Annotated in this window: 13 protein-coding genes; 2 read left to right on the forward strand and 11 right to left on the reverse strand. The window is 50.9% G+C overall.

Annotated elements, in window-relative coordinates; all coding sequences use genetic code 11:
- Nucleotides 1-36: 36 nt before the first annotated feature.
- Both VC28_RS17515 and VC28_RS17520 read right to left on the reverse strand, forming a co-directional pair.
- Nucleotides 37-738 carry an RBBP9/YdeN family alpha/beta hydrolase gene (locus tag VC28_RS17515; protein ID WP_231591824.1) on the reverse strand — a complete coding sequence of 234 codons (702 nt, stop codon included), beginning with the start codon at nt 736-738 and terminating at the stop codon, nt 37-39.
- A gap of 167 nt (nt 739-905) precedes the next feature.
- The gene (locus VC28_RS17520; protein ID WP_049632507.1) at nt 906-1,520 is read right to left on the reverse strand and encodes a LysE family translocator; all 615 of its coding nucleotides are present in this window, start codon (nt 1,518-1,520) and stop codon (nt 906-908) included.
- Between the two features lie 133 nt (nt 1,521-1,653).
- On the opposite strand from VC28_RS17520, the gene VC28_RS17525 reads away from it, so the two are divergent.
- Nucleotides 1,654-1,992 (forward strand): hypothetical protein, encoded by a 339-nt coding sequence (locus VC28_RS17525; RefSeq protein ID WP_049631781.1) that lies wholly within the window; start codon nt 1,654-1,656, stop codon nt 1,990-1,992.
- Between the two features lie 407 nt (nt 1,993-2,399).
- A complete protein-coding gene (locus tag VC28_RS17530; protein ID WP_049631782.1) occupies nt 2,400-2,864 on the forward strand; it encodes a nuclear transport factor 2 family protein in 465 nt (154 codons plus the stop codon).
- Between the two features lie 60 nt (nt 2,865-2,924).
- Here the strand turns inward: VC28_RS17530 and panB are convergent, their stop codons facing one another.
- The 9 genes from panB to dksA form a co-directional block, all read right to left on the reverse strand.
- Entirely contained in the window at nt 2,925-3,764 is an 840-nt protein-coding gene (gene panB, locus VC28_RS17535) for a 3-methyl-2-oxobutanoate hydroxymethyltransferase (RefSeq protein WP_049631783.1), read from the reverse strand.
- Between the two features lie 38 nt (nt 3,765-3,802).
- Nucleotides 3,803-4,486, reverse strand: a complete 684-nt coding sequence (locus VC28_RS17540; protein ID WP_049631784.1) for a deoxynucleoside kinase — start codon at nt 4,484-4,486, stop codon at nt 3,803-3,805.
- Nucleotides 4,487-4,505: 19 nt separating this feature from the next.
- Nucleotides 4,506-5,006, reverse strand: a complete 501-nt coding sequence (gene folK / locus VC28_RS17545; protein WP_049631785.1) for a 2-amino-4-hydroxy-6-hydroxymethyldihydropteridine diphosphokinase — start codon at nt 5,004-5,006, stop codon at nt 4,506-4,508.
- 3 nt (nt 5,007-5,009) lie between these two features.
- Nucleotides 5,010-6,392 carry a polynucleotide adenylyltransferase PcnB gene (gene pcnB, locus VC28_RS17550; RefSeq protein ID WP_049631786.1) on the reverse strand — a complete coding sequence of 461 codons (1,383 nt, stop codon included), beginning with the start codon at nt 6,390-6,392 and terminating at the stop codon, nt 5,010-5,012.
- An 832-nt stretch (nt 6,393-7,224) separates the two neighbouring features.
- Nucleotides 7,225-8,634, reverse strand: coding sequence for a sigma-54-dependent transcriptional regulator (locus VC28_RS17555; protein WP_049631787.1), 1,410 nt, complete (start codon nt 8,632-8,634; stop codon nt 7,225-7,227).
- 131 nt (nt 8,635-8,765) lie between these two features.
- Nucleotides 8,766-11,735, reverse strand: a complete 2,970-nt coding sequence (locus tag VC28_RS17560) for an ATP-binding protein (protein ID WP_049631788.1) — start codon at nt 11,733-11,735, stop codon at nt 8,766-8,768.
- Between the two features lie 75 nt (nt 11,736-11,810).
- Nucleotides 11,811-11,993, reverse strand: a complete 183-nt coding sequence (locus tag VC28_RS17565) for a hypothetical protein (RefSeq protein ID WP_049631789.1) — start codon at nt 11,991-11,993, stop codon at nt 11,811-11,813.
- A gap of 65 nt (nt 11,994-12,058) precedes the next feature.
- A complete protein-coding gene (gene gluQRS, locus VC28_RS17570) occupies nt 12,059-13,006 on the reverse strand; it encodes a tRNA glutamyl-Q(34) synthetase GluQRS (protein WP_049631790.1) in 948 nt (315 codons plus the stop codon).
- A 38-nt stretch (nt 13,007-13,044) separates the two neighbouring features.
- On the reverse strand, nt 13,045-13,488 hold the full coding sequence (gene dksA, locus VC28_RS17575; protein WP_007645291.1) for an RNA polymerase-binding protein DksA: 444 nt from the start codon (nt 13,486-13,488) through the stop codon (nt 13,045-13,047).
- Nucleotides 13,489-13,665: the final 177 nt, after the last annotated feature.

Here is a 13,665-nt window from a genome sequence, read left to right on the forward strand (position 1 = left end):
CCAGCTAAAATTATAGCGGGGGATTATTGGCTTGCATTACGCGGCGTAATTTAATTCCGGGCTCTTGGTAGCAGTGGAATAGTGCGGATCTGTTGCTTTGTGAATGTCTGCCGTCTTGTGAGTATTTGTCGCTTTGTGGAATTGCTTCGCCTGGCGTGCGCGCTGCTTGCGTATTAAGCCCTGCAGCTCGCGGATGCCATCTGGCCAGAATCCCAGATGCGATTCACTATTGATATGTCCAACCCCTTTCAAGCGTAAAAAATCCGCTCCCCATAGCAGCGCCCAGTAAGCCGCTTTACTGTCGCTCAGCCATGGGTCATTGCTGCTGGCGATGATTTTTGCGGGTACCGGCAACGCGGTTTGCGGCAGTTGTTGTGCGATTGAAAATTTATCCGGGTCAGCGGGTGCCACTAAAAAAAGTGCGGCAATTTTATCGGGAAATTCACTCGCAATACTCGCGCTGGCCAGTGTGCCAAAACTGTGGGCAATCAGGATGGCGGGCTTATCAAGCTGCGCCAATTCTGTAGCGATACCGGCTTTCCATTGTTCGAGCGAGGGAGTTGCCCAGTCATCGACATGAATGCGTTTGCTGTTGGGCAATTGTGCTTGCCACAGGCTTTGCCAGTGATGTTCATCACTGTTGCGCAAGCCCGGCACAATGATCACAGAAAATTTTTCCAGTTGATGCGGCAACCTTAATGGCTTACCTGAAAAAATGGTTTTTTGCTGGGGGCTCACGGTGCTGCTCCTCTGGAGGAATTGGGTTTATGAATTCCGTGGTTGGATCCATCGTTGAATGAGCGCAGCTTAATGGCAGGTGATTTTTTTTAAAAAGAATACTTTTTTCTTTGCTTATTCCTAAATGAATGGCTGCGATGAATTGCCGCAACCAATGACTAATCAAATCAGAGCTTGGTAAATGCCAATGCGCCGCCTGCGAGTATCAATGCGCCACCGGATATCCAGTTGAACCAGCGTTGATGCTCGGGGGATTTCAGCCAGCGCATGATGCTATGCCCGCCCACGGCGTAGACCGTCATCCAGATTAAATCCATCAGCAGAAAAATCACGGTCAATAGCGTGAACTGTGGCGGCATGGATTTATTAATGTCGATAAATTGTGGAAAGAGTGCGCCGAAATAAACCAGGCCTTTGGGGTTGGTGACAGCAACCATAAATGCTTTGCCGAATAAGTGATGGCTGCGCACGTTGCGCGCGTACATATCGGCACTCAGCGGTGGTGCCCGCAGCAGCTGGATTCCCAAATACACCAAATAGGCAGCGCCGATCCATTTAATGGTATGGAACACGGCTTCGGCTTCTTCTACCAGTAATCCCAGCCCCAGCGCTGAGAGCAGCATCAGCGCCAAATTCCCTGCGCTTGCACCGAGCATGGTGTAAACCGATTTACCTATGCCGTAGCGCCCGGCATCGATCATACAGGCGAGCATAACGGGGCCGGGGCTGGCCGATAAAACCAGGGTGATGGTGATAAAAAGCCAGAGCTGTTCTGCGGGCATGATGCTATCCAGGGTTGCGTTGTTTTCTAGTGCGGGCGCGGAGTTTAGCAGGCTCATCCGGCAAGCTGGTTAAAGTCTTCTATACTCCAGTCATTGACTATTAGAACGGATAATTAAAGCGAAAAGGTGTGTTATGCCGAACAACAGTATCTCCTGTGCGATCAAAATTCTTGAAGACTTACTGGCAGGTTTAAGCCAAGCCTATTGGGAAGCCAATAGCCTTGATCGCAAAGATTTTTTCTTTGATTTGATCAGCGCCCTGCACGCGGAGTTATCCGAATTGGGCAAGCTGAGTGTGCAGGATCACGACCTTGACTACGAACCGGTAACCGAAGAGTTTCGCGCGGTGCGCCCCAAGCTCAGCCGTTTGCGCAAATTGGTCGATGATTTTGCGCTGCGCTCGACCACTGCCGTGCGACTGGAACATTTGATTAATGAATCGATGGTATTGATGGGGCGTAATGGTTCGTAATGGTTCGTAAAGATTTCTGGCGGGGTTTAACGTTTATATAGCCATTCTTAATCAGGCGTTTGGGTTTATCGCCAAATAATTTAACTACAGCGATAAAAAAACTGGCAACGCCTGAAAACTGAACAATACTAAAGCTACCGGTAACGGTTTCTTCCTGTAAGTCCAAGGGTGCCTGATGGTGTTCAGGTATATGTTCAGGTAACAGTTTGCTTGGCTTATCGATTTAGGAAGGCAGTACCTTACCGACGGGTTTTTTTAGCCCAGTTTGGAACTCCCCTTTATTTGTAATCTAGTATGGTCTTGGCCGGCATCTTGTGGTGTCGGCTTTTTTTTGTTTCTATTTTGGCCATTCTGTTTTTATTTTTTCCATTCTGTTTCTATGGTCATTTTTATGGTGAGTGTTAGCAATGAAAAAATACGTTGTTGTGGCTGCCTATTGGAGTGTTTGTCTGGCTTTTACGGCAGAGGCAAATAGTTGTCTTGATGCAGAAAATATTGTGCAACTGGATTTGCAATATGAGCAGGCGCTGCAATCTGGCGATGTGGCATTTTTGGATAAGTTGCTGGCACCAGCGTTTTATTGGGTGCACAACCTCGCCAGTATGAAAGAAAATAAAGATCAGCTGATCGCACGCGTGCAAAAACCGGAAGAGCAAGCCCATGCGCGTCGCTCGCATGATGTAAGCCAGCATCGGCTGGATAACACGGTAGTGCTGCAAGGCTTGAGCAGTGTCGATAAATTAAATCCCGATGGTAAAACCCTGCGCACCTATCGTTATCAATTTATGCGAACTTACGTCGAGCAAAAAGGTGAGTGTAAGTTGTTAGCGGTACAGACTATGAAGGTGTGGTCGAGTGAAGAGGGCTTATGAGCAGACATCATTCTGTGACCTACACACAGGGATGGCGTAATGCCGTCACTGCGCAAAGCATTAATTAAAAATATTGTCGTCACCGGGAAAAATACCGGCTTTTACATCGGCGACATATTTTTGCATGGCACCGGGAATATCGTTCGCTTCCAATAAAAAGTTTTTGGAAAATTTTGGCGGTTGTTCTGTTAATCCGAGAATGTCATTAATGACTAACACTTGCGCATCCACATCGCGCCCGGCACCAATTCCAATTGTCGGAATGGGAGTTTCACGCGTGATTTGTGCTGCCAGTGCGGCGGGCACACATTCCAAAACTAATAAATCAGCGCCTGCATCTGCCAGTAATTTTGCATCGCTGAGAATTTTGTCAGCACCTTCCTGATCGCGGCCTTGTACGCGGAAACCACCAAATTTATTGACTGACTGTGGCGTTAAGCCCAAATGTGCGCACACGGGTACGCCGCGCTCCGCAAGCATGCGTACTGTGTCGGCAAGCCAGGCTCCGCCTTCCAGTTTTACCATCTGTGCACCGGCCTGCATAATGCGCATGCAGTTGCGCATGGCATCTTCCGGTGTTGCGTAGGTCATAAACGGCAGGTCGCCAATAATCAGCGATTTTTTATTGCCACGCGCGACGGCTTCCACATGGTAAATCATCTGTTCCATGGTGACGGGAATGGTGCTGTCGTAACCGAGCACCGTCATGCCGAGTGAGTCGCCAATCAATACCACTTCCACACCACAGCGCTGCGCCATAGCTGCCATGTGCGCGTCGTACAATGAGATGACTACAAATTTTTCGCCACTGCTTTTTAATTTATGCAGCGTATTGATGGTGACATTTTTAGTCAGAGCCGTGTTCGCTGTAGGGGTGCTGTTGATCGTTCCGTAAGGCATGGCTAGGCTCGCTCTCAATATTCATTCAGGGTTAACGATTACAGTGCTGGCACCGGATTGTAATAGTGACGGCCGCTCTTGATGGTAAGAATATATTCCACCAGTTGTTTGAAATGGTCGCGATTTTTCGCCAGGTTTAAATCCTTGGCGTTGACGATCAATAGCGGCGCACCATCATAAAAATGAAAAAATTCAGTGTAGGTATCGTTGAGCGCTTTTAAATAATCGGCGCTGATATATTGCTCGGCGCTAATGCCGCGCTGGCGAATACGTTCAAGCAATACATCCAGCGGTGCCTGCAAATAAATCACCAGATCAGGGCGCGGCGCGTTGATGACGAGTTTGTCGTACACCTGGCGATAAATGTTCAGCTCATCGTCATCGAGCGTCACCTTGGCAAACAATTGATCTTTTTCTATCAAAAAATCGGCTACACGAACCGGTTCGAAAATATCGTCCTGGCGCAAATTTTGTAGTTGGTTTGCGCGCTGGAATAAAAAGAATAATTGTGTTGGCAGCGCGGTAGATTTTGGATCGCGATAAAAACGTTCCAGAAAAGGATTTTCCTCCGGCTGCTCTAACAGCATATCGTAATTAAACAGACTGGCGATGTTGCGCGCGAGGGTCGTTTTACCCACGCCTATGCAACCTTCTACCGCGATATAGCGCGGCAGTCTGGTGTTGGTAAGGTCAAGACCCAATTCTTCAAATACAGCGTCCACGATAACTCCTTGCGGCCGGTTAGCGGTGGTTCGGCAAACCGTTGTCTGGCAAGCGCACCAAGCCTTCAAACGGACATTGGTGCAGCAGTGCCTGTAACGTTTGGCCATCCGGCAGTTGTAAATTCGGGCTAATGTCTGCCAAAGGATAAAGTACAAAACCGCGCTGGGTGAGATAAGGATGAGGTACTACCAGCCGCGCATGTTGAATGGTTTGATTGTCGTAAAGCAGTATGTCCAAATCCAGAGTGCGTGGCCCCCAATGCTGGAGGCGAACCCGTTGATGCGCCTGTTCTATGGATTGCAGGGCATCCAGCAGCGCCAGAGGTTCCAGTTGGGTATCAAGTAGTGCCACTGCGTTGATGTAATCTGGCTGCTCGGGGCCGATTGGAGCGCTCGAATAAATAGCTGAGCGTGCAATTAAGCTGGTGTGCGTCAGTGCTGCCAGCTCATCAAATGCACGCGTTACCTGCGCCAGTGGATCTTCCAGATTGCTTCCCAGACCGACATAGGCCAGCGCCATGGGTTATTCGTTCCCGCCGGGAGCTGCATCACCCCTTGGTTTACGAGGTGAACGGCGACGGCGAGGTTTTGTTGCGCCGCCGGTTTTGGATTGCCGTGCAACCTCTTTCACCATTTGTTCGCGTTCATCTTCGGTGGCGGTTTGGTAATTGGTCCACCACACACCCAATCCATCCAGTGCTTCGCCAGCGGCTTCCCGCATCAATAGGAAATCATAAGCTGCACGGAAGCGTGGGTGATCCAATGTGCGCAGGGCGCGCATTCCCAACCGGCTGGGCAAGCGTTGTTGCAAATCCCAGATTTCACGCATGGGGATCAGGAAGCGCTTGGGAATGGCTGTGCGGGTCAGCTGCAGGTTGATGGTGTTGGTTGCAGCTTGCGTCCATGCCTGCGCTGGCGTCATTTTTCCGGAAAGCAGCTGGAATTGCTGTTGCAATGCAGGCCACAGGAGTGCGGCATAAATAAACGCCGGGGTAACCGTTTTATCGGCACGGATACGTTTATCGGTATTGATCATGCATTGCTCAACCAGGCTCGCCCCGAGGGTATCACCTGCCTTGAGCGCTGTATCCGTTCCGGGGAACAGGTGTACCAGCAGATCGTACTCACGCATCAGGCTAAATGTAGCAGTCGCTGAGCCGCCCAAAAACAGCTTGAGCACTTCCTCAAACAGGCGCGCATCAGACACATTCAATAACAAACTGCCCAGCTCGCGGATAGGCTTGGCGGTTTTCGGCTCAATGTTAAAGCCCAACTTGGCGGCGAAACGAAGAGCCCGCAGCATACGTACCGGGTCTTCTTTATAGCGGGTTGCCGGATCGCCAATCATGCGCAGGGTTCGGCTTTTGAGATCGTCCATGCCTTTGCAGTAATCGATCACTGAGAAGTCTTTCAACGTGTAATACAGCGCATTGACGGTGAAGTCGCGGCGCATGGCATCGGTTTCCAATGTGCCATAGACGTTATCGCGTAACAGCATACCGTCTTCGCTGCGGGATGAATGTTGGGATGTGTCTTCGTGATGGCCACGGAAGGTGGTGACCTCAATGACTTCGCGCCCCATACGGACATGGACGATCTGGAAACGGCGTCCCACAATGCGCGCGCTGCGGAACAGGCGTTTTACTTCCTCGGGGCGGGCATTGGTGGCCACATCGAAATCTTTGGGGTGGTTGCCAAGTAATAGATCGCGCACGCCTCCGCCCACCAGGTAGGCAGAAAAGCCGGAATCTTCTAACTGCTTGATAATTCGGATTGCTGCCTGACTGATATTTTTGCGAGAGATATTGTGTTGGTCGCGTGGAATGGCAATCGCGCCATTGGGAGCGGCACTTGATACTTTGCTGGAATCTTTTGACGTAAAGAGGTTAAGCAAGCGTTTGAGCATGTTGTCTCGCTGGTGTTTGGGCAGTCTGTTGCATGGAAGCGGCGAGTTTAGCAGAAGATCAGGGTTTTTTACGACAGACAGCCATGCCTGGAATGAGTCTCAACGATCGGTTTTAGGTCCCCCTTAAAAGCAAAACGGGAAAGCTTTCGCTTTCCCGCTGGAGGGTAGCACCAAGGTGCTGCATTCTGGCATCTCAATGGGTTGCCTCCGTGGCAAACATCCAATCTCGCGTGCTATCCCATCCCGTGCCTAGTCAGTCATCCGCTTTATTTTACTGTCTTATTGCTTTTGTCTTCTAGCGTAGGTCAATCTAAGTTATTGTTTTCGTTATTGTTATATACGTTCTATTGTTATTATTTCTTGTTGTTATTATCTATTTTTTCAGCTTTTTATTATTTCTTGTTGTTATTCGTTTTTTTCAGTTTCTTATTGTCTATTGTTGTTATTTTTAAGTTTCTTCAGTTTTTTATTGTTTCTTGTTGTTATTAGATTTTCACATTTAATTCTTATTGTTTGTTTTTGTTATGGCGCTCTAAAAGCAGTAGTTGTGCCATATTTTAAATGTTCAATAAAAACAAACAGTTATGTTTTTTGGTTCGTCTCTTATTCTTTTTTGTTATTTCGAACGGTTACATATTTATCGCTTATTTGTTACGTGTGGCAATTACGGTAACAGTATTTGTGCGGTAACACTCTCGTGGATGGGGGTAACGATTTGGCGCTGTTTACTGCAAAATTGGCGCGTTAATTTAGAAAAATGTCACTTAAAATAAAAATCCCCGATTGCTTGAGGGCTAATCGGGGGCTTTGGGGGAATAAACGTTAGTGAAATTTATTTGGCGCTACCGACAGCGGCAGAGGATTTTGATCGGGGAATGCCGAGACGTTGACGGCGCTCCCATAAGCATTTACGGCTAACCCCCAGTTTGCGCGCCAGTTCTGTTTCACTCATGGTGTCCTGATGTTCCAATACAAAACGTTGGAAATAGTCCTCCAGTGACAAATCTTCCGATGCGGCACCCGCAGAGCGATTGGCAAGGCGGGCGGGCTCCAATACGGAGCTGCCAGTGTTGTCATCCAGATCATCATTGCTGTCCATATCGATAGAGAGCAGATGGTCGCCAATTTCGGTGCTGTCCTCACACAGAATGACGGCGCGTTGCATGGCGTTTTCCAACTCGCGCACGTTGCCTGGCCAGTTGTAACTCATGATGGCATCCATCGCCGCGGAGGAAAGTTTGAGCTGGGGTTTGCCGAATTGTGCGCAATAGCGTTGTAGCAGGGATTCGGCAATATTGATGATATCCCGTCCACGCTCGCGCAGCGGCGGTAGCTCCAGTTGCACGACGTTAATACGGAAGTACAGGTCTTCGCGGAATTTGCCTTCTTTGGACAGTTTGCGCAAATCGCGGTGGGTTGCCGCTACGAGGCGGACATCCACTTTGCGCGATTCCACCGAGCCGAGCGGGCGTACTTCACCCTCTTGTAGTACACGCAACAGACGGGCTTGGGCTTCCAGTGGCAACTCGCCGATCTCATCGAGGAACAAGGTGCCGCCATCTGCCGCAGCGACCAAGCCTTCACGGTTGTTCGCTGCACCGGTAAATGCCCCTTTTTCGTAACCGAAGAGTTCGGATTCGATCAGCGTGTCGGGAATGGCGGCGCAGTTAACAGAGATCATCAAGTGATTATTGCGATTGCTTTCTTCGTGTAGTGCGCGGGCGACCAGCTCTTTACCTGTGCCGGTTTCGCCGTGGATTAACACGGTGGCATTGGTAGGGGCTACTTTGTGGATGCGGTTGTACAGGTCTTGCATCACATCGCTCGCGCCGATCATGCCGGCAATCGCGGTGCTGGCCGCAACGGTGCCTGAGGCCGCTTTGGTGGCGGCTTTGGCTTTACCGATGACGCGTTTGACGGCATTGACCATTTCATCATGATCAAAGGGTTTGGCGATGTAATCAACTGCGCCCATACGCATGGAATCTACTGCCGAGCGAAGGCTGGCGTAGCTCGTCATAATAAGAACGGGGGTGTCGCCTGCCAGCTTGATCAAATCCGTGCCGGGCGCGCCGGGCAGACGGAGATCGCTGATAATCAGGTCAAAATCCTTGAGTTGGAATTTGGAGGTGGCCTCTTTAACCGAGGGAGCCTCACTGACTTCGTACTGGTTGCGCTCAAGCAGCTTGCGCAGGGCATTACGGATGATGGTTTCGTCTTCAACAATCAGAATCTTACTCATAGCTATCCGGGTCTTGCGTTAAGTGTTGCTGGTCGATAACCGGCAGCTTGCACCTGCCGGTCGCGGATCTTTTTGTCGTTCTGTTTTTGGTTTTTACTCTGGTTTTCGCTGTTGCACCCAGTGGGTATTTGTTACGCATCCATAAAGGAATCGAGATGACGAGGTAGCGTGATCTCAAACCTTGCACCGCGATTGTGGACGGTATCGGCCGGGCTGATGATGTCCATATGGCCGCTGTGATCCTCGATAATGCTATACACCATTGCCAAGCCCAAGCCCGTCCCTTCACCTGGCTCCTTGGTGGTAAAGAAGGGTTCGAGAATTCGCTCGATCAGCTCGGGAGGGATGCCGTGCCCCTCATCGGTAACAGAAATTGTTACCGAATCTTCATCTTCGTTACTTTCAAGCATAACACGGCCTTGCTCCGGGCTGGCATCCCGCGCGTTAGATAAAAGATTTATAAAAACCTGAATTATGCGCTGCGCATCGCCTGCAACAATGGCGGTTTTAGGGATGTCGTTACAGAACAGTACCTGGGTTTTCTCTTTTTGCAGGGATAACAAGTGAATCGCCTCATTGGCGCAGTCACGAATGGAAACAGCTTCGAACTCGGTTTTGCTGGCGTGACCGGCATGGGAGAAACTCACCAGCGACTGCACGATGCGCCCGACACGGTCGGTCTGGCTAAGGATTTGTTCGGCTGTTTCCAGCACTTCGGCTGGGTCGCTGGAGTCGTATTTCAGATTTTGTGCGAGGCAGGCGATACCGGTAATCGGGTTGCCAATTTCATGGGCAACACCCGCCGCGAGGCGGCCGACGGAGGCAAGGCGTTCGGAGTGCACCAATTCCTGCTCCAATAACTGGGTTTCGGTAACATCTTCCAGCAGCATTACCTGATCGTAAACACCCGCAGTAATCGGCCCTTCGATGTTGGCTTTATGCAAGCTGATCCAGTGCGGGCGATTATTCAGTTCGATTTCGCGCCGGTAAAAGTGCGGCTCTTTGCTTTGGCTGAAATCGATTAGCAGGCTGCACCAGGGTTCGGGAATGTCCTCCAAATAAGAGCCGGTAACATCCTCGCTCGGGGTTTGGGTGAGTTCCGCCATGGCGCGGTTCCACATCAGGACTTCCATATCGCGCCCCAGTGAACAAACCGCCATTGGCAGTTCTTCCAGTGTTTTACGGTGATACAGGCGGAGTGTGTTGAGTTCAGCTGCCATACCGGTGAGGTGGTCGCGGTACTGGGCGAGGCGGTTTTCGATCAGGTTGATGTCCACCGTGCTTTGGGTTTCAGCGGTTACATGGGGGATGTGTTTGTCCATGATCTCGCTGGCGACGTGGATTCCCATCAGGCTCGAAAGATTACCTTCAATTTGGTCGCGCAGGCGGCGCAATGCATAGGGGCGGCGCTCGTCAATTGTCAGGTTCAGCTCTTTTAAGGCGAGATCAACCTCGCGGCTGGCGGTTACCTTACCGAGGGGTTTGGCCAGACGGTGTTTGAATTCCGAAGCGGAATGGACATCCAACGCTTGGCGTACCGGATGGCTGAGCTCATCGGCGGCGCAGAGGTCAGCGCTGTATTGTTCATCTTCGGTCTGGCGGGTGAGTAGCGATATCAATACAAAGCAAAAAGTGTTTAACCCGAGAGAGATTAACGTCACTTCGCTCCAGTATTCGATCCCTACCGGAATCGTCCAGCTCAGCAGCGGCAGCTGGATGTATTCCATGCCGGTCAGGATGGGCAGTAACAACCCGATCGCCCAGATACTGGTACCAACCGCCAAACCAGCGATGATGCCGCGCTTGTTACCTTTACTCCAAAACACAATGGCAAATGTGCCGGGCAGGAATTGCAGGGTTTCGATAAATGCTGTCATCGCCAGATGAGCAAGGCTGAAACGGTTATCCAATATCCAATACAGCAGGTAACCGCCGAAGAAAATGGCGGCAATCAGGATTCGACGCAGCCAGATCAGCTGGCTGTAGAGATCGGTGCGCGTGCGCAATTTCAGGCTGGGCAGCAGCCAGTGGTTCATTACCATGGTGGAGAGTGCGAGTGAGATCACCACCATCGCCCCGGTTGCGGCTGAAAGTCCGCCGATGAACGCCAGCAGGGTTAGGCCCGGCGAATCAAATAGGATCGGGATGCCCAGTGTGTAGTACTGGGGTGGTAATGGGACTGAAAGCTCGGTACCAGCCCAGAGTATCGGGAAAATCGGCAGCGCCATTAATAGTAGAAACAGTGGAAATGCCCAGGTCACCGTGTGCGAGTTGCGCATCAGCGGGTTTTCCGCCAATCCCAAATGGAAGATGTGCGGCATGGTGACGGCTGTCGCGACAAATACTAGAAGCAGGGTGTGGGCTGAATCGGTGTGGATGGGGGTGTGCAACAGCGCCAGATTTTCGGGGTGATCGAGCAGCCATTGATCCAACCCTTCCAGACCATCAAATACCCCAAAAACAGCGACCAGCCCGACTGCACAGAGTGCGCAGACTTTGATCAGCGACTCGAATGCCATGGCAGTAATCAGCCCGCGGTGTTGCTCGCGATTGGCACCGAAAGAGATCGTAAAAAACGCCAGAATAAAGCAGTAGCAGAGCGCCATTATGTCTTTGAATGTAAGCCCGGTTCCCGCCAGGGGCAGGGAAGGGTTGCCGCTTACCGTGAGGATGTGCATGGTGTCTGCAATCGCCTGGATCTGTAATGCCATCAAAGGAAGGATGCCACACAGCATGCAAAGAGTGGTCAGGGCGCCCACGCTGTGGCTGTGGTAACGAAATACCAGTAAGTCAGCGAGCGAGTGCACCTGGTGTCGCCGAGCCAACTCTGCCAGTGGTGCCAAGGCAACAGGAGCGAACAGAAAGAGCGCTCCGGTGCCAATGTAGTAGGCGAGTGCGCCATAACCGTATTGGAACGCGAGATCGATTACGCCGTAAAACGCCCAGGCGCTGGCAAAAATCCCTAGCGATAAAATATAGGTGATCGGGTGTGAGGTGACCGCTTCGGGAATCCAGCCCCGCTCGGTTATATAAGCGATACCAAATAGCAGCAGTAAATAACTGATACCGATGAGTGCTACCTGGCTGAGATCAAAAGTCATGTTGTTTTTTTATCGGTATTTTTTAGTGGTAGTAGCCAATGAATAGTTGGGGGCGACAGTTTTGGCGCCGTGTGGTCAGTCAAACTCATGATAGTTCTTGCGGCGAACTTGCATCACAAACGCGACAACAATGACCGCAATCCAGACAATAAACGGCCGATACCAGGCACCTTCCGGATTAAGTATCCAATTAAACAGGCTGGGCGAAAAAATGTAGGCTACCAACAGTAGCAGTATTACCAGGCGTTGGTTGTTCATAAGCGTTTATTCCCCATCGGTACAGCGAGCTGAGGGTTGTTATTGTTCTGTGTTTTTGGTTGTTTTTAGTCTGTATATAAATGACTAAGACCGGAAACTGCGTGGCGTTGCCAATGCTGTACAGCCCAAGCCAGTATTTCGGTGGTTGATACTCCCGCCAAATCAACTGGAGGATTCTGCCCTAAAAACATCAGTCCACGCCACAGGTTCTTGCTGGCATCTCCGGCTTCGATCGCTTTTGCATGGTTTTGTTTACTGAGCTTTTGCCCATTGGCATGTACTGCTAACGGGACGTGACCAAACCTTGGCAGTGGTGCACCTAACAACCCAAAAAAGAATAGCTGCCTCCCTGTGACTTCCAATAAGTCACTGCCGCGGATGGTATGGGTGATGCCTTGGGCAATATCATCGACAACGACTGCCAAAGGGTAGGCAAACAAACCATCGCGCCGTTTCAGGATTTGGTCACCTGCCTGGGTGCGCAGGTTTTGAATTTGTATGCCCTGGATAAGATCCTCAAACTCAATCAAGTCGTTACTGGCGCGATCAGGTAAATCATAGAGTTTCAACCGCAGCGAGTATGCTTGCCCCGGGCTTATCGGATGAGTGCGGCAATGACCGTTGTATATTCCACCCATGTGCGCCAGATCCTGACGGGAGCAGGTGCATGGGTAGACCCAATTTTTTTTCAGCAATACATCCAGACATTCCTGATAGGCCGGATGGCGTTGGCTTTGGTAGAGAACCTCGCCATCCCAATGCAGCCCGTGATCCTCAAGGCTCTGCAATATGTTGCGTGCTGCGCCTGGTTGTTCGCGCGGCAGGTCGAGATCTTCCATTCGCACCAACCATTGACCGTTGTTGGCTTTGGCATCCAGATAACTGGCGAGTGCGCTGACTAGCGAACCAAAATGCAGTGGGCCTGTAGGTGATGGTGCAAAGCGGCCGATATAGCCTGAAACCTCAGTGTTGTCAGGTTGCGAGGGTGAGGTGTGGAGGGATGGGGCTGGCATGGTCGTGGGGCGAGTATTGCTCGCCCCGCTGAATCGGCTTAGCCGCCGATTTGTTTTTCTTTGATCTCTGCAAGGGTTTTGCAGTCTACGCAGAGTGTCGCTGTTGGGCGCGCTTCAAGGCGACGAATACCAATTTCAACGCCGCAGGCATCGCAATAACCGTAATCGTTGTTCTCAATCAGCTCCAGAGTGCTGTCGATTTTCTTGATCAGTTTGCGCTCGCGGTCACGGGTGCGCAGCTCAAGGCTGAATTCCTCTTCCTGGCTGGCGCGGTCAGCTGGGTCAGGGAAGTTCGCCGCTTCGTCTTTCATGTGGCTTACGGTGCGGTCTACTTCTTCCATCAACTCTGAACGCCAGTTGAGCAGCAGCTGCCGGAAGTGCAGTTTCTGGTTGTCGTTCATGTACTCTTCGCCTTTTTTCTCCACGTAAGGAGTGAAAGGGCGTAGCGCGAAGGTTTCAGTAGAAGGTGATTTTTTCGCCATAGGTAGCGCCTCGTAAGACTTCCTGGATCAGCTTATAGTGTTGCACCGCAGGGCGGGCATAATTAGAAGGGGGAGCAAGCTATCAGATAACAAATGCGAGTGCTAGCGTTTTTTCGTGCCCTGCATTGCGCGTAGCGGCATATCCCCAAGGCTGTGACAGCAATTTATTCCCAACCC

The organism is Cellvibrio sp. pealriver (genome assembly GCF_001183545.1).
GTDB lineage: Bacteria > Pseudomonadota > Gammaproteobacteria > Pseudomonadales > Cellvibrionaceae > Cellvibrio.